This window comes from Actinoallomurus sp. CA-142502 (assembly GCF_050936355.1).
GTDB classification, from domain to species: domain Bacteria; phylum Actinomycetota; class Actinomycetes; order Streptosporangiales; family Streptosporangiaceae; genus Actinoallomurus; species Actinoallomurus iriomotensis.
Genome location: NZ_JBNJMY010000001.1, coordinates 7,709,905 through 7,731,636, shown reverse-complemented (window position 1 = coordinate 7,731,636; position 21,732 = coordinate 7,709,905). Strand labels below are relative to the sequence as shown.

Below are 21,732 nucleotides of genomic sequence, written 5' to 3'. Positions count from 1 at the left end.
GCTGGCGTCACGGCCGGGACTCGCGCTGGTGCTGCGTCAACCACGCATTCACCCGTAGAACATATCTTCTCGCGACCTGTCGGATCCGGACCCGCCCGTTCGTGGAGGCGGCATGAGCGGTCGCACCGGGCGGGCTGCCGAGGAAACGGAGCCCGACATGTCCACGACGCAGATCCCCACCCGCGTAACCCCCAGCGCGTCGACCCAGCTGCCGAACGACAGACAGTCTGGAAGCACGGCGTCGCCGCAGCCGTCCTCGCCTCGGTCGCCACGGACTGGTCCGCGCCGGGGGCCTTGCTTCGACGGTTTGTCGGCTCAGCAAGCGACCAAGGTTTGTACGGCGTGATCGAAGTCAGCCGATCCTGGACGGGGCCGAGGTTGGCGTGGTCCGAGCCCGTGGTGGTGCGAGACGGCGTCCGGCTGGTTTGTCGAGACTGGGGCGGATCGGGACAGCCGATCGTACTGTTGCACGAGCCGGCCGGCCATGCAGGTGGATGGGACCTGATGTGCCAGAGGTTGAGTCCCCGGTATCGGGTCATCGCGCTCGACCAACGTGACCACGGCGCCAGCGAACGCCATCCGCAAGACCTCTCCCGTGCCGCTCTCCGATGGGGCAGCGAGGAACGCGGTGGTGCGGCCTGCTGGTCTGCGCGATCGACGGCACCACCCTGACCGTGCCGACAACTCCAGGATGCTGACCCACCTCACTAACAACGCGGTAACCACGGCCGTACCGGCTAATCGCAGATCCGGCTGGTGGCCCTGGCCGAGCATTCTGCGTGCGGCACCGCCGCCCGCGCTGCTTCGCGAGCCGGCGGTGCATGCCCGACCCGCCGATGGGCGGGCCGGCGCGTTTCCCCGTCTCCCGAGCGTGCCCGTCCGGATGCCAGATCAGTACGCGTCGAGTCCCCTACGCCCGGTGCCCAGGTCCGTCACCTGCTGGAAAGGCGCGATAAGGACACTGCCTCCCGTGCAGAGCCAAGTGGCATGCAACCGCTGGGTGTACGGCGTGTTGTTCCAGACGGAATGCGCGGTGATCGGCAGGTTTTGGCAGTTTCCTGGATCGGCCGGGGCCTGCGAGTTCTTGAACCCCTGGAAAAAGGGTTGTGACCACACGCAAACGCTCTTGGGTGAAATTGACGCCGTTCATGGTGGGCTGGAGTGTGCCCAGGACGAGGCTGTCGCAGATCGGCGGCTGGTAGCCGTCGTCGAGGCCGTGGCAGGTGAGCGGGATCCAGGTGCTGTGCCAGGCGACGCCGAGGCCGTCGGTGGTGCCGCCGGGGCAGCCCTTCGTGGTGTGCCACTTGGTGCCGGCGAAGGCCGAACGCCCGGGTCGTAGTGTGATGGTCGTGCCGGCGCCGGGGTAGTTCATCTGGGTCGCGGGAATCGCGGTGTAGTTGTTCCGCCCGCCCTTCCCGAGCGATGTCCAGCCGGCCGGCAGGTAGCAGGTTTCGCTGGATCGGTTGGTGAGGATCAGTGTGGCGACCGCCTTTTCCGCTGCCGTTTCCGCACCCAAATCGTTGAAGCCGGGATCTTGCCGACTTGGTTGGTCAGTTCGATGTCCGGTAATGGTGTTGAGGTTCGTAGGGAAAGCCAGATTTTCGGCTACGCCTATGCGGCCTGCACGTATTCGTGTGGAAGGCCACCGAGTCCGTCACGTCGTGTGATCTTGCTGCAGTGACGTGATCTGCGACACTCCCTGGGCTTGCGACGTCACAAACGCCTCCTCCGATCAGTCATATCAGCGAGATACCGGCAGATTGGGGGAGGCTGATGACTCTCAGGTCACGGTCGAAGCGGGAAGGTGGCCGTACTTTCGCCGCAGGCCACTGGTCGTTCATGTTCGGTGAGATGGCCGCCTACGCGTTCGTCGTGCTGGTGCTGACCGGCACTTTCCTCACGTGCTTCTACGAACCGTCGATGGGCAGGACCGTCTACCACGGCACGTACGCTCCGCTCCGTGACGTCGGCATGAGCCAGGCCTACGCGTCGACACTGCATCTCAGCTTCGATGTCCGCGGTGGCCTGCTGGTACGGCAGATCCACCACTGGGCCGCCCTCATCTTCGTCGCCGCGGTGCTGCTGCAGCTGTTGCGCCTGTTCTTCACCGGCGCGTTCCGCCGGCCGCGCGGGGCCAACTGGCTGATCTGGGTCACGCTGCTCGTGCTGGGCATGGCTGCCGGCGTCGCCGGCACCGTACTGCCCGACGACCAGCTCTCCGGCGGCAGCCTCGGTCTCATCCAGGGGATCGTCCTGTCGATCCCGGTGGTCGGCAGCTACCTGTCACTCTGGCTGTTCGGCGGCGACTTCCCCGGCGACAGGATCATCCCCAACCTGTACGGCGCCCATCTCCTCATCACCGTCCTCATGGTCGGGCTGCTGGTCCTGCGGTACCGGCTCGTACGGCGACATGGCCACACGCGCTTCTCCGACCGGCACCCCGTCGGCATCGACCGGCGGGTCCGGCTGGCCTCATCCGGGGCGTTGTTCTGCGCGATCTGCACGATCCTGGCCCTGCTCGGGCAGGCGGTCCAGGTCAATCCGATCTGGCTGTACGGCCCCTTCGAGCCCGGCGCGATCACCTCAGGTGCCGTACCCGGCTGGTACATGGGCTTCCTCGACGGCGCACTGCGGATCATGCCGAACTGGGAACCGACCGTGTTCGGACACCCGCTCAGCCTCGCCGTGCTCGTCCCAGCGCTCGTCGTCCCCGGCTGCTTCTTCACCCTCCTGGCCGCCTACCCGGCGATCGAACGACGCTTCACCGGTGACGGACAACCGCACGGCTTGCTGGACCGCCCGCGCGACCACGCCAACCGCACCGCGATCGGCGTGGCCGGGATCACCTTTTACGGTCTGCTGTGGGCCGCCGCCGCCAACGACCAGATCGCCACCCACTTCGACCTGTCGCTGAACGCCCTCACCCTCTTCTTCCGCGTCGCCGTGATCGCCGGACCGTTCCTGGCCTTCGCCGTCACCCAGAGACTCTGTCTCGGCCTGCAACAACAAGAGCGCCACCAGAGGGAACACGGCATCGAGACCGGACTGATCCGGCAGCTTCCGAACGGCGGCTTCGAGGAGATCACGCGCTCACCGGGGCGCGACGAGAGCGCCGGGTCGGCCATCCGAGCCTGACCTCAGGCATCCGGGGTTCAAGTCCTTGGCGGCGCACTCGTGCTGAGCTGGGCATTCTCGACGCTGCCGGAGTGCCCAGTATGCGTTCTGGGGGTAGTTCGCGACTCGTGGCTACACAGACCCGCCAGTCCCGCCGACAACGACCACGTGAACTTGCGGGTGGTTCTGTCTTGAACACGGTCATTTCTCTGCCGGTGGGCAGTCGCTTCGGTGGCCGGCCAGTGCGGCATCCAGGGCGTCGGTGATGGTGATCGCCTAGATCGTTGATGGGATATGTGTGTTGGTCAATGGTCGTAGGCGATCAGGGCGCGCTTGACGGGTGCGTTGATCAGCCGGTTGTGCCAGATCGCGGCGTTGAGGGCGAGGATGCGCCCTTCGGCGGTGGTGATGAGCATGAGTTCGGCGCCCCAGTAGAAGGCGTGGTGGGAGATGTCGCGGCCGTAGGCGGCGATCTCGCCCGGCAGCGAGCGGTCGACGGTGACACGCGAGGCGCCACACCGCACCCGTGTCTCCGTACGGAGCAGCGCCGGGGGATGCCACCGGCTCACGCGAGAGCCCACAACCGGCCACGACCCGCGGCGAACACCGTGCCCGCGGCGTCGACGGACGGCTGGTACGTGAGCGGCTCGCCGGGCCGCCACGTCCAGCGCTCCGCGCCCGAGTCTCCGGCCAGGCACCGCAGGAGGCATTCCGCCGACAGTGTGTACCAGCGGTGGTACTTCTCCCAGTAGTCGAGGTCGGGACTCGCGCCGAGGATGACGTCACCGGACGGCGTGGCCAGGAGCGCCCGTGGCTCGACCGTCAGCTCGTGCGTCCACGACACCTGGCCGGACGGGTCGAGGAGTACGACCCGCCGCGTCGTCGTGCCGTCGCCGGCGATCGTCGTCGGCCCCATCGCCACGACTCCGCGGCCGGGCAGAGCCGTCGATGGATGGTGGACGGCGATCGGCGGCTCCAGCCGTCGTACCGTCTCCTCCCGCAGGTCGAACAGGTGGATCCCCCCATCGTCGGACCACCGGAGCTCTGCCACGACGACGTCGTCGCCGAACTCGGCGAGCGGTCTGGTCACCTCGTCGTACGGCGTCGGCGGCGGCTGCGTTCCGAAGCCCACGTGGCTCGCGACCCAGCCTTCCCGGCCCTCCGCGTCGTACGCCCGCAGAGTGGCGCCGTCGGCGGCGACGATCAGCTCGTTGACGGCCAGGGGCGCGGCACCGGCCCGCCCGGTCAGGGAGCGCCGCCAGCGTACGGTGCCGTCCGCCGCCGCTTTGGTCAGCTCGTCGCCGTCCTGCTTGCTCCACCGCGCATAGAGGAGGTCGCCGTCCGGTGCGGTGGCGAGTTCGGTGACGATCGTCTCGCGCCACCGCGCACAGGTGGTGCCCGTCTCACGGTCGCGGACGACCACGAACCCATCCTCGGCACGGGCGAACCGGCGCTCCGGCAGGAGTACCGGGGCGCTGCGCACCATCGTCTCCGCCTCGGCCAGGACGCGGAACTCGCCCGGCGGCCTCGCGAGCCCCACGAATCCGCCAGCGGCGACCAGGCAGCCGCCCTCGGGCAGCGCGAGCAGCGTGCCGTCGGGGCCGTCCGGTAGCGGCACGGACCATTGAACCGAAACGTCACCCACCCTGCGCTCCCAACTCCCGGAGAATGTCCACCGCGGCGGCCTGCTGGGCCTCCGCCACCTCGCGCGGCAGGCCCGCCGGAAGAGGCCTGTTCAGGCCCGCGAAGAGCAGGGCACTGCACGTCTCGAAGGCGCGTACGGCACCCGGCGGGATGCCCGGGCCGCCGGCCAGCGCGAACGACTGCTCGAAGTGCTGCCATAAAGCATGGCTCTCCGCCCTGGGAAGGTCGAGGATGCGGGAGAAGACCTCCAGCGACGCCTTGAGCTCGCCGAGGTCGTGGGCCGGAGCGCCGATGCCCTCTCCGGCGGCGTCCACCGACTCGTGTGCCCGGGAGACATCGATGAGCGTGACCCGTTTGGTCGCGGGGTCATAGAACAGGTTGCCGGGATTGGTGTCGTTGTGCAGCGCGGACGCCGCGCCGGGATCGTTTTCCAACTGGGCGATCGACTGTCGCACGGACGCGTGGAGCCCCTCGACGTCGATCCGTCGCGCCTCGAAGACCTCTGGGTGCTGGAGCATGAGGTCGGCCTGCCCGCGCAGCGTGTCGAGGTACCACTGCAGGTACGCAGGTGACGGCGACCGCTCCGGCCGCAAGGTCAGCCGATAGAGCTCGGCGAGGGCTCCGGCGATCTCGCCGACTCCCTCGTGCGCCGTCGCGAACGCCGCGGCGCGGTCGCCCGGTGGCGCGTCCCGTACCGCCTGGATCAGGTTGGTCAGCGAGTCTCCGCGTGCCAGTGAGAACGTCCCGATTCCGACCTCCGATCCATCGGAGAGCCGGGCGATCCCGACGGAGAGCGTCTCCGGCACGTCGAACTTCGTGAACCGTCCATCACGCAGGCCGTGCAGTCCGGACAGCTCCTTGGCGAACTCGTCGAGGTCAGGGAAGATCTTGGTGACCGCGACCCGTTCCCGTACGCCGGGCTCCGGCACATGGTCGATGAAGATCACCGGAGCGCCCGACGCTCCCTGGGGTCCGTCGCCGCCGAGCCGGTGTGGCTGGATCTGGTCCGCGGGCAGGCCCACGGACCGGGCGCCGAAATCGCGCACCGTGTCGTGGACCGCGTCGTACACGCCGCCCGGACCCGCGGCCGTGCTGAGGGCGCCGTCGGGCGTCATGTGGAGGTCCGGAGTGATGTCCGGCAGGCGGGGGAGCGTGTCCACCCAGTCTCGTAGCGCCTGCGGGTCGATCTGCCCAGACTCGCTGCGCAGGGCGGCGGCTCCCTGCTCCGCGGCGGCGCCGGACCCGTCGGCCGGCGCTCCGGCGTCGCTGAGCGGTGCGTGGAGCGGGGAGGCACCGTCCGTGCCGGGATGCGACGGGTCGGACACTCCATCCCGTCTCTGGTGGGCCGGCTCGTGGCGGGTCGCCTCTCCGACGGGCCGAGGCTGATCGAGGATCGCGTCGCCCACGGCCGCCGGGGGAGCCTGGCCGCCGCCCGTCGTGGGTGCCGCACCGGACGCCCGGTCGTCCGGCGCGACCGGCCGTTCCTGCGGCGCCGGTTGCCTCGGCTCGGTGGGCCGGCCGGATCCGACGACGGAAGACTGCCCGCCCGTGCCCGGAACGTCCGCTACGCGGGCTTGCGGCTCGGCGGAGGAGACGTTCGGCCGCGGTGCCCTGGTGTCTCCGGCTGCTGAGGGGTTGAGGATGTTCGCGATGCGGTTCGACGGGCCAGCGCCGGCGTCCGGTCCGCGCGGCGCGGGGCCGACTCCCTCACCGGCCGGGGGTCCCGCCGCGGGGGGCTGCACCTGCGGTTCGCCTGTGACGTGCCGCGGCTGATCCGCGGTGGAGACCGTCGGGTCGCTGTGGGGGGCGGCCGGACCATGGTCCGGGGCCGGGCCGGCGGACAGCGTGGTCTGTGGCTCCGGGGTGGGACCGGCGGACAGCGTGGTCTGTGGCTCCGGGGTGGGACCGGCGGACGGCGTGGTCTGTGGCTCCGGGGTGGGACCGGCGGACGGCGTGGTCTGTGGCTCGGTCGCGCCGGTCGCGGTCCCTGGATCGGTACTCGTCTCGGGCCCGGTCGCGGCCCCGGGTTGTGACCCGTGGTTCACCGGCTGAACGTCAATATCCTTACCGACGCCGGTGTCGGAGAGCGGGAGTCCGCCTCCCGAGTCGGCGGGAGGGGTACGGCCGTGGGTGGGCTCCGGGACGCCGCCGTCGGACAGTTCCACCTTCGGGAGCCTGGGACCGGAGTCGCCTCCGTGCGAGAAGGAGCCCAGCAGGGCCATGCCCAACCCGGCCTCCAGGTCACGGCCGAGATCGACGTGTCCGTCGTTCGCGATGGCCTCGGAACCGGCCATGACGCCGGTGCCGGCCGTCCAGTTGATGCTCAGCCGGGCACCGAAGCCCTTCGGGCCGTCGGCCGACATCCAGCCGGCCAGTTTGGCGGTGAAGGGGTTGTCGCCCCTGGCGATCCACCCCAGGGTGCCGCCGGCGACACCACCCGCCACCGTGCCATTGACGAATTCGCCGACGTTGAAGCCGTCCTGGAGGCCGTACTCCATGCGAGTGCCCTGCGCGATGAGATCCAGGCCGCCGCCGAACCACATCCCCGTACCGACGGACTTGGCCAGGTACAACAGGACGGCCCGGAGCGACTGTGCCTCGGCCTCGACGGCCGCCATGGCCGCTCCCTCGGCCTCGGGACCCAGAATCGAGGACAGGAACAACCCGGCGATGACCGTCGCTGCGACGAACTCCGCGGAGCGGATGAACTGGTCTCTGCCCGCGTTCTTCTGCCTGATCAGGAAATCCACCGCGTTCGCGATGCTCCCGCACACCACGGCCAGCCAGATCAGGCCGCCCTCGTCGCCGGCGCCGGCCAGCGCCGCCGCGAACGAGGCGTAATTCTTCGCCGTGTCGCCGGCGTTGTGCATGGTGACCGTGCGGCTGTGCCCGTTGACGTCGTTGGCCACCTCGATGATCGAGTTGGCTGCGTCCTGCCAGGCGGTGCGCAACCGGGCCAGATCTCCAACGTTGCCGTCGGGATACTCGCATCCCCCGATCGCCATCTCGAACACTCGCTCGAGGAGGGCGATCGCCCACGTGAGGCCGGAGGGCGGAGGGTCGGAGACAGGCAGGGTGTTGGCGAGCGACGGCAGATGGTAGGGGTCTTGCGCGGCGACGCCCTTGTCGGCCGCGTGCGCCGGCAGCGCCGAACCCACGGTGCTCGCCTCTTCGGCCACCCGGTACGTGCGGCCCGCGATGATGAGTTTTTCCCCTGTGGCGCGTACGAGGTTGACCATCGTCTCCAGCTCGGTCAGCACGCGGTCACGTACCTCGTGATATCCCGTGGCCCCGTCCTGCCCGTCGAAGAACGCCCGTCCGAACTGGTCGGTACCCCAGCACGCTCCCACCTGGCCCTGCTCGTCGCACAGGGCGTCTACGGCTTTCGCCAGCTTGTCCGAGGCATCGGACATCCCCCGCCCGGCGATCACCCACGTGTGAGGTCGAGCCGTGTAACCGGCCACTTCCTCACTTCCTCTCTTCTGAGGCAGCCGGTCCCGTCGGGAAGTACTTGGAAAGATCGTCCTCGGCCTGCCTGAGCCGCTCGGCCAGGGAATCCGGCATGTGCTCGGCGACGACCTTCCTCTCTCGCTCGGTGATTTCACGAGCGGCCTTGTCGATCAGCTCCATGACCGTGGCGGCGAGTCTTTGGGGATTGAGCCGCTCGTACGCCTGCGGCTCGAACCGGATGTCGCGCACCCGGCCGCCCGGACCCAAGCGGACCTGCACCAGACCGTCACGCGAACGCGCCGTGACGCTCAGGTCCTTCAACTCGGCCCGTAAGCGGCCGAGTCCGGCCATGCGCCGCCGATGGGTCTCAGCCGCTTCCTCCAGCGACGCTCGCAGTTCCTCGTCCACGCTCCGCCTTTCTCACCGGTGCCGGCGAGTCCGCATGAGGAGTTCGACCTCTGCCGATGTAGGGTCCGACGCCACCTCGATCCGGCCAGTCGGCGTGTCGAACACGATCGGTGGCGGCACGTCGTCCGCCTGGTCCGCGACGATGCGGATATCACCGTCGGCCCAGCCGGCGAGCCGGGCGAAGCCCTCCTCGTCGAGCCGTCCTCCGATCGCATGCTCGACGATCTGCCGAACGTACGGTGAGCTCGCTCTCAGCGCCCCCGCGTCGGGCGACTTGGCGGCACCGACCTGTGCGCCGTCGCCGGCCCGTAGCACTATCAGCCTCAACATGTTCTGCCCCTCGAACCCATGAGAACGTGTGGGTCGTGACCACCGCGCGGCAACTTTCGGCCCGTCAATGGTATCGATGTGCAGAGCGGTCAGAGGTTTGATAGTAGGGGTGGCCGACCCTCCATTCCTAGAGGACCAGTGTCGTGTCAGTCGCGTTGTACGCTTCTAAAAAATTTCAAGGGTCATCGGACTGTCCGAAAATGGGCATTGTCAGTGTCCGATTCCAGCAGGCTGCGGGAGTTGTATTGGACAGGGGAGAGGTGATCGAGCGAACCGCCGCGTTCGTTCGAAGTCGCCTGCATTCTGATTCGTCAGGCCACGACTGGTGGCACGTTGAACGAGTCCGAGGGCTCGCACTCCTGCTCGGGCGGCGAGAAGGCGCTGATGAGTACATCACGGAGCTCGCGGCGTTGCTGCACGACGTGTCCGACTACAAGTTCAACGGCGGCGACCTGGACGAGGGATCGCGGGTCTCATACGACCTGTTGCGTGATCTGGGAGAGAGCGAGGCGTGCGCCCGGTCGGTGGCCGAGGTCGTGCGCAATGTGTCGTTCACGGGCGCCGGCAGCGTTTCCAGGATGCGCACGATCGAGGGGATGGTGGTCCAGGACGCTGATCGGCTGGACGCCATGGGGGCGATCGGAATAGCCCGGGCGTTCGCGTACGGGGCGGTGAAAGGCGAGGCGATGTTCGATCCCGACCAGGCGCCTCACCTGCATGCGAGTGAGGCGGAGTACCTGGCCCGGGACGGCTCCACGATCAACCACTTCTACGAGAAGCTGCTTCTCCTGAAGGACCGGATGAACACCGAGAGCGGTCGATCATTCGCCGAAAGACGGCATCGGGTGATCGAGGCGTTCGTGCACGACTTCGTGGCCGAGTGGCGGCTCGAGGACCTGCCGGAATTGTAGCGGCCACGGGTCCGTGGCTTCTGTTAACATCGGCCGGTGCCCGACGGACCGGACGATCTGTCTTTCGACGATTTCAGTGCGTGGACGCATCGCCAGACGCGCCTGATCGCGGATAGGTCGACTGCCGACATCCACAGCGACCTGTTCATCTACATGCAGGCCGCCAAGCTCGTCGAAGAGGTCGGGGAGCTGCACGCGCAGCTACTCGGCCGGAGCAAGCTGCAGAGGCGCGACAAGGGGCAGGAGTTCAGCCGGACCGCCCTTGAGGGCGAGGTCGCGGACGTCATGATCTGTACAGCGATACTCGCGCAGGCCGCCGGTGTGGATTTTCGTGCGGCACTCCGCGCGAAGATGCACACGGTGGACGGGCGAGACCAGGCAGAGGACGTCCGAGAGTAGCGGGCAGGGCGGTCCGGCGAGGAGTCAGGCCGTCTGCTTTCCCCACCTTGCTTCGATGAAGGTCTCGATCTCCAGGTAGGCCGCCTCCAGTTCGGCGAACTCGCTGTCAGTGCCCCACCAGTGGCGGTTGTTGTGAAGGATCTGGAACTTCTCCCAGTTACCGTCCCAGCCTGGAGCGCGATGAGTGCCGCGGACGCCGAACTCCAGGGGATTGTCGTACACGTAGGTGCCGGGTAGCGGGACGAATCTGAACAGGGAGACGCGGGCTATCTTGTCGCTCAACTTGTCCAGCAGATCGATGGTCTCGCGGGTCGTCTCGAGATTCTCTCCCGGGTAGCCATGGATGATGAAAGTTTTCGGTTCGATTCCGGCGTCGACCGTCCACTGGATGGCGTTGGTGATGTGCTCTTGCGTGGTGTGCTTCTTCATTGCCTTCAGGAGCCGCTCGCTGCCGGACTCGACCCCGTACTTCACCTCGATACAGCCCGAGGCGGCCATCTCTTGCAGGAGGTCGGGGTCGATGGTGTCGACGCGGGACAGCGCGGTCCAGCGCAGACCGAGATCGGCGATCCTGCGGCAGATCTCCCGGACGCGCTGTTTGTTGACGATGAAGTTGTCATCGACGATGGCGAACCCGCCGATGCCGTACTCGGAGACGAGGTGCTCGAGCTCGTAGCGCGCGCTGTCGCCGTTGCGGTACTGGATCCGAGTCCTTCCGGCCGCGCAGAAGGCGCAGGGGAACGGACATCCGCGGCTGAACATCGCATGCGCCATGGGGATGTCGTAGTCTCCCAGCCGGTCGTTGACCACGAAGTCTTCCACGTCAAGGAGGTCACGTGCGGGCAGCGGCAGATGACTGATGTCCTTCGACGGCGGCTTCGGCGGATTCCGTCGCAACGTTCCATCATCGAGCCAAAGCACACCGGGAACCGACTCGAACCGCCGATCGTGGCAGTGCGCGAGGATCTCCACGATGGCCTCGTCGGCGTCACCGTACGAAACGATGTCGGCACGGAAGTCCCGCAGACTTTCCTCCGGATAGAAATTCGCGTGAACCCCTCCGGTCATGATCAGGGCACCGTCGTCGATCAGCGCGGTGTCGCGGGCCGCCAGCATGATTCCGTACGTGGCCGACGATGACAGGCTGAAGCCGACGGCGTCGAAGCCCCGTAGGTCGTGCACGGGGCCGTTCTTGTTCACCTTCCGGATTTCGACATGATGGCCGGCGTCTCGAATCGCCGCTGCGAGATAAAGAACGCCGAAGGGTGGGAACTCCTTGCGATTCTCCTTGAACCGCGCCATATCGTATACCTCGGGATAGAGTAATACGACGTTCACGTAGACTCCCTTCCGTGTGGCGATCCGGAGCATTGACGGCGATGCTAAACAAGCAACCGAGGAACTACAAGACTTTTCTGGCAGATGTGAAGTAACCGTCCAGTTTGATGTCCTTGGTGCGGATGGGTCAGCTGATACCAATGGCTTCAGACGACTCGTCGGCACTGCCGAATCGGTCGCGCTCCACCCCGGTCTCAACAGCCTTCGAGCGTCGCCAGAGCGGAAGGCTCAACATCATGAGAAGAAGACACGAAAGACCGGTGACGGCAAGCGACCAGTGAGTGCCCCAGCCGTCGATCAGGTAACCCGTGATCGGCCCTGCGGCGGCCAAGCCGAGTGTGAGCGCGGTGCTGTGCAGGCCGACGGCCTCGCCGCGAGCGGCGGCGGGCACGCGTTGGCTGAGGGCGTCAATGGTGGCGGTCATGGCAGGGGCGCCGAGGAATCCGGCCGGGATGAGAGCCAGGGTGAGCAGTTGCCAGGAACCGACCAGCCCGACCGGCGCGGTGAGCGCGGCCATGCATCCGGTCAGGAGCAGGGGCGAGAGCGCACGGGGCAGCGCCCCGTAGGCGAATCCGCCCGCCAGGGATGACAGGCCGAACAGTGCGATGACCAGACCGGTCCATCGAGTGGCCGCGTCGGCCTTGATCGCCGCGACGATGTCGAGCTGAATCGCGGTCAGCATGAAGGCGACTGCGAACGCGACCGCGAGCAGGGCGAACAGCGCTGGAGTCATCCACTGCCGACGGGGAGGCGCGGTCCAGTCCGTTCTCGAACCGTGTCCGGCTCGTGTCGGTGGGTCCACCACGAACAGGGCCACTCCGGATCCGGTCATACCCATGCCGACCAGCGCCATCGTCGCGCTGCCACCGATCGCGGTGGTGGCGGCTACGGCGACGGCCGGCCCGACCATGGCGCTCACCTCGACGAGCATCGAGTCGAGCGTGAAGGCGGTGCGGCGCCCTTCCGCCGGTACCACCACCGCCAAGCATTGGCGGATGATGCTGAACACCGGCAGCATCAGCATTCCGTCGACGAAGGCGCCGGCGAGCAGCGCCTCGTACGGGAGAGATCCGGCCGAAAGCCAGAAGACCAGCTGAACGCACGTGGTGACCGCAACGACCGGACGGATGCCGTACCGGTCCACGAACCGTCCGGCGAACGGAGCACCTGCCGCCTGCCCGGCGGTTGCCGCCGCGCCGACCAGGCCCGCCGATAAGAAGCCCAATCGCAGGTCGCCGACCACGTACAGGGTCAGAGTCAGTGAAACAGCGATTATCGGAATTCGACCGATCACACCGACCAGCAGCAACGCCTTGGTCCCTGGGATCGCCAGCACTCGCCGATACGGTTCAAGGAACATGTCCGCCATGATCAGCAGTCAGAGCGACCAGTAGCAAATCGGGCGGCCCAGGACCAAATCATCGGTGACCCCGAGTGTCAACAACGTCCGACAGTGTTAGACGTCGGTGCAGACCGAACCCTGTGATCACTGCGGACGCGGCGAACGTAGCCGCGTTGATGGCCAGTCCCGTCTCCGGGCCGAGCAGCGCGACCGCCGCTCCGCCGAGCCCGAAGCCGGCGATCCGCGTCGACTGGTCGGTCGCCGTGCGCAGCGCCTGGCCGACCGGTTACCTCTCGCCCGGCAGCACATCCGCCCCGCGAGGCCAGGAACGCGGCCGTGTGCGGTCCACTGGACAGCGTCACCGCCGCGAGCAGTGCGGCGACCAACGGCAGCGGCATCCGGGACGGCCATCAGCGCGGTGAGCGTGGCGCGACAGAGATCGACCAGCACCAACAGATCGCGCCTCGGCCGGCGGTCGGCGAGCCGAGCCGCTTTGGAAGTCTGGTCTGCGCATCGACCTGGCGCCAGTTTCGGAGATGGATTTGAGGTACGAATACTTCTGGAGTCGTATCCAATTTACGGACAACAGTGTGGGCGATCTGAAGAAGGCCGGTATCGACTCGGCGCCCCTCGGGTCAGGACCGACCGTGGCGAGTTTGGGATTGTAAGACGTTCGGTGTAGCTCCCGATCATGGAAGATGCACCGATGAGCAGTGACAACGTGACCGAGCCGGAGACCGCGGATGCGGTGTCGGCCGGGCCGGTGGATCAGCAGCTGGTTGATGAGCTGGTCGGCAGGGCCAAGGCCGAGGGGCTGCAGCTGACCGGCGAGGGCGGGTTGTTGCAGCAGGGGACCAAACGGCTGCTGGAGTCCGCGCTGGAGGGTGAGATCACCGACCATCTCGGCTATGACGAACATGACCCGGCCGGCCGGAACACCGGTAACTCCCGGGACGGGACCCGGTCTAAGACCGTGCTGACCGACGTCGGTCCGGTCGAGCTGCAGGTGCCGTGAGACCGCAATGGTTCGTTCGAGCCGAAGATCGTGGCCAAGCGGCAAAAACGCCTGACCGGGGTGGATGAGATGGTGATCTCTTTGGCCGCCAAGGGCCTGACCATCGGGGACATCGCCGCGCACCTGGCCGAGGTCTATGGAGGCGAGGTCTGCCGGCAGACGATCACGGGCGATCACCGACAAGGTGATCGAGGGCATGACCGCATGGCAGAACCGGGCTGTCGACCTCGTCTATCCGGTGATCTTCATCGATGCCGTTCACGTGAAGATCCGTGACGGCCAGGTCGCCAACCGTCCGATCTACCTGGCCCTGGCGGTCACCTGTGAAGGCCACCGCGACATCCTCGGACTGTGGGCCGGTGATGGAGGTGAAGGCGCCAAGTACTGGCTCCACGTCCTGACCGAGATCAAAACCGTGGCGTCGCCGATGTGTGCATGGTCGTCTGCGACGGCCTGACCGGGCTGCCGGATGCGAGCGGGGCGGTGTGGCCGGCCGCGATCACCCAGACCTGCATCGTGCACCTGCTGCGCAACAGCTTCCGCTATGCCGGGCGCCGGCACTGGGACGCGATCGCCAAAGCCCTCAAACCTGTCTACACCGCTGTGACCGAAGCCGCCGCCAAAGAACGGTTCGCCGAGTTCACCGAGGCCTGGGGGACCAAGTATCCGGCGATCATCCGGCTATGGGAGCGCGCCTGGGCCGAGTTCACCCCGTTCTTGGCCTTCGACCCCGAAATCCGCCGGATCATCTGCTCCACCAACGCGATCGAGTCGGTCAACGCCCGCATCCGCCGGGCGGTCAAGGCCCGCGGCCACTTCCCCAACGAACAAGCCGCCCTCAAGTGCGTCTATATGGCCGTGATGAGCCTGGACCCCACCGGCGCCGGACGAAAACGCTGGACCATGCGCTGGAAACCAGCCCTCAACGCATTCGAGATCCCCTTCGACGGCCGCCTGGCCGCCGGACGCAAGTAACCCCACAACCCGAGTTACACCGAACGTTGGACAGACCCCCTGCCGCACCTCGTCACGCCATCCGACGAGGCCGGTAGCGGGCACGATGCGACCTACGCCGGACTGGATCTGGGGGTGTGGACAGTAGGAAGCCAGCGCCGTTCTGCCCCATCGCAGGTTCAGCCTTTCGCCGTGGCCCAGGAAACGGAGCTGGGTTCGGCCGTGGTCGCCTGTCAGGTGACGCGTTGTCGGCCTCGTCGCCTCGGCTGACCGCTGTCTCTACGAAGATGACGGTCAGCGTGGCTACCAATCCGCAGGCGTCCTTAGCATTCGAGATAGCGACTTATGGAGGGCTATGCGCTGGTAACCAGACCGGTTAGTCGTGGGCTTGGAGCCAGTTGAGGATTTTGGTGTGGATGCCGTCGATTTTGAGGATGGCGCTGGCGTGGCCGCTGCCGGTGACGACGGTGAGGGTGCAGGAGACGCTCTTAGCCTTCAGCGCGGTGCACAGGTCGGACGAGTGGGTTGAGGGTACGAAGTCGCCTTGGGAGTGGAGGAGGTACATGGGGGCGTCGCCGGTTGAGGCGTGGGTTTTTACGACGGCGTCGGTCCAGCGGTTCCAGCAGGTGGTGTCGGTTTTGGTGGGGTAGCAGCGGGCGAGCAGGGTGGAGTTGTCGCGGAGTTTCTGCTTCGAGGTGCTGGCTCCGGATTTTTGGCCGTCGGTGTAGGCGCGGTAGGGGGAGGCGACGGGGGAGAGGGCGACGACGCCGCGGACGTATTTGGTGCCGGTGCCGTAGGTGCCGACGGCGGTGGCGATTTGTCCGCCGGCGGAGGAGCCGAGCAGCAGGACCCGGTTCGGGTCGGTGCTGAACTGGGTGGCGTGTGCTTTGACCCAGGCGATGGCGTTGAGCGCGTCGGTGCGTTGGGCGGTCCAGCCGGTTTGGGCGTTGAGGCGGTAGTTGATGGAGAAGACGGCGTAGCCGCGTTGGGCGTACCACTGGCTGGTGGCGACCCAGCTGGATTTGTCGTCTTCGTACCAGTAGCCCCCGTGGATGATGACCAGGGCGGGCTGTTTCTTGCCCGGGATGTAGTAGGCGTCGAGTTGTTGCTTGGGATCGGTGCCGTAGGAGTAGGTGCCCGTGGTCACGGTGACGGCGGCCGAGCGTAGGGGGTTCTCACCGGCGGGTGGTGGAGGGACCGGGTCATCCTTGTACGGGGCCGTGGTGATCGGGCGGGCCGTGGTCCGCGGGGTCGGTGTGTCCTGCGGGGGCGGATTGCCGGTGTCCTGTGGGGGCGGTGCAGTGGTGTGGGTGCGGGCTTTGAGCCAGGTGACGAGGGCGTTTTTGAGGGTGGTGGTCAGGAGGGGGCCGCCGGAGTCGCTGCCGGAGGTGACGTCGACGGTGATGTCGGCGGGGTTGGCGCCTTTGGCGGTTTCGGCGTCGCGTAGGTCGGTGGAGTGCGCGGCCGGGACCGGATCGCCGCTGGAGTGCACCAGGTACATGGGGGCGTCGTCGGCGCCGGAGGCGTGGGTTTTGGCGACCGAATCACTCCAGCGGTTCCAGCAGTCGGTGTCGGCGGAGTCGGGGTAGCAGCGGTTCAGGATGACGGTTTCGTCGCGGATTTTGCGGCGGGTGGCGGTGGCGCTGGTGGTGGGGGCTTGGGTCCAGGCGCGGTAGGGGGAGTTGATGGGGGACAGGCCGACGGCGGCGTCGACTTGGTCGCGGCCGGCGCCGTAGGTGGCCAGGCTGGTGGCCAGGTGCCCGCCGGCTTGGGAGCCGAGGACGGCGACGTGGGCGGGATCGGCGTCGAAGTCGCCCGCGTGGCTTTTGATCCATGCGACGGCGGCGAGGGCGTCGTCGCGGGGACCGGGCCAGGCCGCATCGGTGTTGTAGCGGTAGTCGGCGGAGAAGACCGCGAAGCCGTGGTCGGCGAAGTAGCGGGCCGTGCTCGCCCAGTCGGCTTTGCTGCCGGAGTTGAAGTAGCCGCCGTGCAGGATCAGCAGCGCGGGCAGCGGAGTGCTGGAGTCGTACCAGTAGGCGTCGATGCCCTGGCGGGTGGCGCTGCCATAGGCGTAGGTCGCCTCATGCCGAGTGGCCGCATGCGACCCGGAGGTGACGGCCGCGACCGCGGTCGCGACGGCGAGCAGGACCAGCCCAGGCCGGGTCAACCATCTGCGCATGTGACATCCCCTTTGGACCGTCGTACGCGCGATCACCCGGCGTACCGGAGGTAAGAATCGCAAGATCGTGACAGGCAACATGACCTTCGGCAACGTGACCCAACTCACAAGAGGTGCGGGAACTGATAACAATCTTGCGCGTCAGTGCATGAGGTTGGGGTGCTGCGGTCGGGGTCGGTGGGCATCGCGACGGCGCATTATGCGATCACCGCAGGTCGCGACACATGCCAACTCTGGTATGGAAAGGCGTATTAAGAGGAGACGTCTGGGATGCCTGTCCGGTTTACGCACCCCTGTGACTTCCTTTGGCCACCCAGCCCAGGTTGCGGCAGGTTGAGCTCTGTACGGGATTCGCGCGGCTTGTTACGTTCCGTCCGTTTGTTTACCTCTGGCTTACCTTCTGTGGAGGCGGACGTGACCCGCTGGCGTCGTCCCGATGGCTCGTACCGTCCCGGCGGGAGACCGTTTCGCAGGCTGCGGGCCGGCCTGGTCGCCACGGCACTCGCCGCAGCGCTGACGTCCACGATCGCCTCCACCGCTCCGGCGCAGGCCGCTTCCGGGTCTGGCGATCCGTCCGTACGGGCGGGGGAGTCGGCGGCGCTGAAGCAGGCACGCTCCACTGATGAGCCGGTCGAGGTCGGGTCCCTGCGGGGGGAGACCCGAGAGGTGTACGCCCAGCCGGACGGCACGTTCGAGGCGGTCGAACATTTGCGTCCGGTCCGCACCCGGCAGGGCGGCAAGTGGGTCGACATCGATGCGACCCTGCACAAGCACGACGACGGCACGGTGAGCCCGGCCGCCTCGACCGTGGACCTGACGTTCTCCGGCGGCGGCACCGGCCCGATGGCCACGATGATCAAGGCCGGCCGGAAACTGTCCTTCTCCTGGCCCGGCGCCCTGCCCGCGCCGGAGCTGTCGGGCGCGACCGCGACGTACAAGGACGTCATTGACGGCGTGGACCTGCAACTGAACGCCGACAGCGACGGCTTCTCCGACGTCTTGGTCGTCAAGACCCGCGAAGCCGCCCAGGACCCCAAGCTCGCTCAGCTGAAGTTCACTACCAGCGCGGCCGGGGTGAGCCTGGCCGAGGATGAGGCCGGCGGTCTGAAGGCGACCGATGCCGGCGGCGGCGGTGTGGTGTTCGAGGCGCCCCAGCCGATGATGTGGGACTCGGCCACCGGAGCGGCCGCCGCGAAGGCCACCAAGTCGATGGCCGCGGCAGCCGGTGACCTGGCGGACGGGGACGAAGGGTCCTCCCACCGTGCGCCGATCGACGTGCAGGTCTCGTCGAACGCGGTGACGTTGACGCCGGACCAGACGATGCTGGCCGACCCGGACACCACGTTCCCTGTCTACATCGACCCGGTCTACAAGACGGTGAAGGACTCGGCCTGGCTGATGGTCTCCAGCGGCGGCTGGAAAGACTATGACTTCAAAGACGACGAGGGCATGGGCTACTGCCCGTACGACTACACCACCTCGTGTGGGTCCCACCACATAAAGCGGTTGTTCTACCGGATGCCGACCAGTGGCTTCGGTGGCAAGACGATCCTGTCGGCCGAATTCCAGGTCAAAGAGACCTTCGCGCCGAGTTGTGAGACGCGCACCGTTCAGCTGTGGAAGACCAAGGCCTTCGGCACGTCCTCGACCTGGGATTCCACCAGCGATAACTGGCTGGAGCATCTGGACTCCCAGGACACCGCCAAGGGCTATTCCGGCTGCCCGGCCGGCGATGTGATCTTGGATGCGACCCAGGGGATGAAGGAGGCGGCCGCCGGTGGCTGGTCCACCTTGACCCTCGGGCTGAAGGCGGCGACCGAGGACTCCCAGCTCGCCTGGAAGCGCTTCGCCGACGACGCCTACCTGCGGGTGCACTACAACACCCCGCCCCCGCAGCCGAAGATGAGCAACCTGACGTCCTCACCGGGTGGCGCGTGCAAGGGCCCGAGCAGCCCCGCCAAGGTGAACATGCCGCCCAAGGCCTATGCGGTACTGACCGACCCGGACACTGAGGACGCCAACAAGGTCCGTGGCCAGTTCCAAGCGGCCTGGGACGACGGAACCGGCTGGGCCCAACGATGGACATCGGCCCTGACCAGTGCCAAAGCGAGCGGCTCGACGTTCACGATGACGCTGCCGTCGACCATTCCGGAGAACACGGTCGTCGAGTGGCACGTGCGTGCGTATGACGGCACGAGTTACAGTCCGTGGAGTTATGCGGGGAACGCCACCGGCTGCTACTTCCTCTATGACCACACCGTTCCGGCCGCCCCGACGATCACCTCCAACGCCACCGACGGATACCCCGAATCCAATCCCGACGATGAGAACGATCCGTGGTACGACGGGGTGGGCCGCTACGGCAAATTCACCCTGACACCCGCCGATTCGGACGTGACGAAGTACCAGTGGGGTGTCAACGCAGACCCCTCGTCCGCACACGAGACCGTCACGACGGCGGGTGCGCCGGTCACCATCGACGTGATGCCCGAGGCCGCGGGCCCGAACTGGCTGAGCGTCAAGGCGATTGACGCCAGCGGGAACGCCAGCGCGACAGCGACCTACTACTTCCGGGTCAAGGCCGGCGCGGACGCTAAAGCGACCTACGCACTCGACGAGCCGCGCGACTCGACCCAGGTCAAGGACACAGGCGGCGGTAATCCGGCGGATATTCACGGTGGTGTGACCCTCGGCGTCGACGGGATCACCAAGACCGGCATGGAACTGAACGGCACGGATGGATACGCCGCCACCTCCAGCCCGCTCCTGGACACGACCAAGAGCTTCGCGGTCTCGGCGTGGGCGCGGCTGACGGCGACCAAACCCGACCACGCGGGCATCATCGCCACTCAGGCAGGTGCGCAGAAGAGCGGGTTCGAGCTGTACTACTCCTCGGCGCTGGACCGCTGGGCGTTCAACCGGTACGCCAGCGACACCGCCGACGCGGCGGTCGTGCGCGCCATCCCGTCGACAGCTCCCCAAGGAGGGGAGTGGTCGCACCTGCTTGGGGTCTACGACGCGGTCGCCAAGACCCTCAGCCTCTACGTCAACGGCACGCTCGCCCAGACCGTCGCCTACACCACACCCTGGAACGCCACCGGTGGCCTACAGATCGGTGCGGGCTCCTACGGCGCCGTGCCGGGCAGCTTCTTCTCCGGCGACGTCGACGACGTACGGATCTTCGACCGGGTCGTCACCGGTGAAGAAGCGCGAGTTCTGGCCACCCAGCGGCCGGTCGTAGGTGCCCGATGGAAGCTGAATGACGCAGCTGCGGCCGTTCGCCCGGCGACGGCGTACTGGAAGCTGGACGAGGCGGCGGGCGCGGCCCGCGCCGAGGACACGATGGGTACCTACCCTGCGGGCGCCCATGGCGGGGTCACCTTCGGCACCACGGGCAAGGCCGGCAAGGCGGTCCAGCTGAACGGCTCGACGGGATATCTGGCGACCTCAGGGCCGGTCGTCGACACCACCAAGAGCTTCAGTGTCTCCGCTTGGGCGAAAATGACCGCCAAGTCCGCGACACCGATCGTGGTGAGCCAGGAGGGCAGCGAGGGGTCGGCGTTCGCCCTCTATTACTCCAGCAACTACGACCGGTGGATCTTCAACATGCAGACCCCCGACTCCGACACCCCCACCTACATCCGGGCCCAGTCCACGCAACCACCGACGCTGAACTCCTGGACGCATCTGGCCGGTGTCTATGACGCGGATGCCCAGCAAATCCGTCTGTACGTGGACGGGAAGTTGCAGGAGACCATCGACCAGCCGAACACGTGGGCCTCGACCGGCCCGCTCGATCTGGGCCGCTTCAAGTCCAAGGGCGCGTACACCAGCTACTTCAACGGCGCGCTGGACGACGTGCGTGTCTTCAACCAGCCGATCAACGATTCAGAAGCGGCCCAGCTCGCCGGAGGAGCACCGACCTCGGTCACCACCAGCGCCGACGACACCGTCTACGGCCACCACGTCACGCTGTTCGGCAACGCCTTCGTCGACCAGGGCGCGGGGTTGATCGGTAGTCCGCCAGGCGGCCTAGTGCTCGATGGTGATGGCGACTATGCCGCCACCGCAGGCCCAGTGGTCCGTACCGATCAGAGTTTCACCGTGGGCGGCTGGGTCGAGACCGCGGGGCGGCCGACCCGGGATGCGGCGGTCTTCAGCCAAGAAGGCACCGTCAACAGCGGTTTCACCCTCCGCTACCACCCCGACAGCACCGACCCGGCAGCGGGCGGCTATCAGATCGATATGCCGGACAAGGACACCAGCGCTGGTGTGACGCATCAGTTGGCCGACAGCAACAGCTTCCAGTCCGATGGCAGCGGCTGGGACCACGTGGCCATCGTCTATGACGCCTTCTCCGACACGATGCGGCTGTACGTCAACGGGGATCTGACCGAGACCGCAGACGGTGTCGTGTCCTACCGCGCGAACACCTTGGCGTTCAACGCGATGAAGGCCTTCCAGATCGGCCGTACCAAAACCGACAGTACTTACGGCGAGTACTGGCCAGGCGTCATCGATGACGTGTGGGCCTTCAACGGAGTCCTCGACGAAGACCAACTCGCGAAACTATCCGGCGGCCTGGAATACCCGACCAATGACCTGTGAGTCATCCGGCCATCCGAACTTCTTGACTCCTTCCCTCTAC

Annotated in this window: 13 protein-coding genes and 2 pseudogenes; 5 read left to right on the top strand and 10 right to left on the bottom strand. The window is 67.1% G+C overall.

All coding sequences use genetic code 11. The annotated features are described in order from the left end of the window. Positions 1 to 891: 891 nt before the first annotated feature. Together ACQEV1_RS36185 and ACQEV1_RS36180 are read right to left on the bottom strand one after the other, a co-directional pair. Positions 892 to 1,116 carry a hypothetical protein gene (locus ACQEV1_RS36185; protein ID WP_433406035.1) on the bottom strand — a complete coding sequence of 75 codons (225 nt, stop codon included), beginning with the start codon at positions 1,114 to 1,116 and terminating at the stop codon, positions 892 to 894. A 163-nt stretch (positions 1,117 to 1,279) separates the two neighbouring features. Continuing rightward, a pseudogene (locus ACQEV1_RS36180) lies at positions 1,280 to 1,516 on the bottom strand (DUF4232 domain-containing protein); the annotation flags it as partial. A gap of 257 nt (positions 1,517 to 1,773) precedes the next feature. Between ACQEV1_RS36180 and qcrB the strand changes: the two are divergent. Further along, the gene (gene qcrB, locus ACQEV1_RS36175; protein WP_433400214.1) at positions 1,774 to 3,135 is read left to right on the top strand and encodes a cytochrome bc1 complex cytochrome b subunit; all 1,362 of its coding nucleotides are present in this window, start codon (positions 1,774 to 1,776) and stop codon (positions 3,133 to 3,135) included. Between the two features lie 284 nt (positions 3,136 to 3,419). On the opposite strand, the gene ACQEV1_RS36170 is transcribed toward qcrB, so the two are convergent. The 5 genes from ACQEV1_RS36170 to ACQEV1_RS36150 are packed head-to-tail and all read right to left on the bottom strand — an operon-like array spanning position 3,420 to position 8,946. Next, complete coding sequence (locus ACQEV1_RS36170) at positions 3,420 to 3,683, bottom strand: hypothetical protein (RefSeq protein WP_433406205.1); 264 nt, start codon at positions 3,681 to 3,683, stop codon at positions 3,420 to 3,422. Continuing rightward, on the bottom strand, positions 3,680 to 4,759 hold the full coding sequence (locus ACQEV1_RS36165) for a PQQ-binding-like beta-propeller repeat protein (protein WP_285632532.1): 1,080 nt from the start codon (positions 4,757 to 4,759) through the stop codon (positions 3,680 to 3,682). Before ACQEV1_RS36165 ends, ACQEV1_RS36170 begins: the two co-directional genes overlap by 4 nt. Next, on the bottom strand, positions 4,752 to 8,171 hold the full coding sequence (locus ACQEV1_RS36160) for a hypothetical protein (RefSeq protein WP_433400211.1): 3,420 nt from the start codon (positions 8,169 to 8,171) through the stop codon (positions 4,752 to 4,754). The genes ACQEV1_RS36165 and ACQEV1_RS36160 overlap by 8 nt, the downstream gene beginning before the upstream one ends. 55 nt (positions 8,172 to 8,226) lie before the next feature. After that, positions 8,227 to 8,616 (bottom strand): YbaB/EbfC family nucleoid-associated protein, encoded by a 390-nt coding sequence (locus ACQEV1_RS36155; RefSeq protein WP_285632534.1) that lies wholly within the window; start codon positions 8,614 to 8,616, stop codon positions 8,227 to 8,229. Positions 8,617 to 8,628: 12 nt separating this feature from the next. After that, complete coding sequence (locus tag ACQEV1_RS36150; protein WP_285632535.1) at positions 8,629 to 8,946, bottom strand: hypothetical protein; 318 nt, start codon at positions 8,944 to 8,946, stop codon at positions 8,629 to 8,631. Between the two features lie 200 nt (positions 8,947 to 9,146). On the opposite strand from ACQEV1_RS36150, the gene ACQEV1_RS36145 reads away from it, so the two are divergent. Together ACQEV1_RS36145 and ACQEV1_RS36140 are read left to right on the top strand one after the other, a co-directional pair. Next, positions 9,147 to 9,857, top strand: a complete 711-nt coding sequence (locus ACQEV1_RS36145; protein WP_433400207.1) for an HD domain-containing protein — start codon at positions 9,147 to 9,149, stop codon at positions 9,855 to 9,857. 36 nt (positions 9,858 to 9,893) lie between these two features. Further along, positions 9,894 to 10,256 (top strand): hypothetical protein, encoded by a 363-nt coding sequence (locus ACQEV1_RS36140; RefSeq protein WP_285632537.1) that lies wholly within the window; start codon positions 9,894 to 9,896, stop codon positions 10,254 to 10,256. Positions 10,257 to 10,280: 24 nt separating this feature from the next. Here the strand turns inward: ACQEV1_RS36140 and ACQEV1_RS36135 are convergent, their stop codons facing one another. Together ACQEV1_RS36135 and ACQEV1_RS36130 are read right to left on the bottom strand one after the other, a co-directional pair. Further along, a complete protein-coding gene (locus ACQEV1_RS36135) occupies positions 10,281 to 11,627 on the bottom strand; it encodes a B12-binding domain-containing radical SAM protein (RefSeq protein ID WP_285632538.1) in 1,347 nt (448 codons plus the stop codon). 94 nt (positions 11,628 to 11,721) lie between these two features. Next, complete coding sequence (locus tag ACQEV1_RS36130; protein ID WP_433400203.1) at positions 11,722 to 12,954, bottom strand: MFS transporter; 1,233 nt, start codon at positions 12,952 to 12,954, stop codon at positions 11,722 to 11,724. A 688-nt stretch (positions 12,955 to 13,642) separates the two neighbouring features. Between ACQEV1_RS36130 and ACQEV1_RS36125 the strand changes: the two are divergent. Then, positions 13,643 to 14,926: pseudogene (locus tag ACQEV1_RS36125) on the top strand (IS256 family transposase). Between the two features lie 355 nt (positions 14,927 to 15,281). Here the strand turns inward: ACQEV1_RS36125 and ACQEV1_RS36120 are convergent. After that, the gene (locus tag ACQEV1_RS36120) at positions 15,282 to 17,084 is read right to left on the bottom strand and encodes an alpha/beta fold hydrolase (RefSeq protein ID WP_433400200.1); all 1,803 of its coding nucleotides are present in this window, start codon (positions 17,082 to 17,084) and stop codon (positions 15,282 to 15,284) included. Positions 17,085 to 17,417: 333 nt separating this feature from the next. Here ACQEV1_RS36120 and ACQEV1_RS36115 point away from each other — a divergent pair, with 333 nt between their 5' ends. Further along, positions 17,418 to 21,692, top strand: a complete 4,275-nt coding sequence (locus ACQEV1_RS36115; RefSeq protein WP_433400197.1) for a LamG domain-containing protein — start codon at positions 17,418 to 17,420, stop codon at positions 21,690 to 21,692. The last annotated feature ends 40 nt before the right edge of the window (positions 21,693 to 21,732 follow it).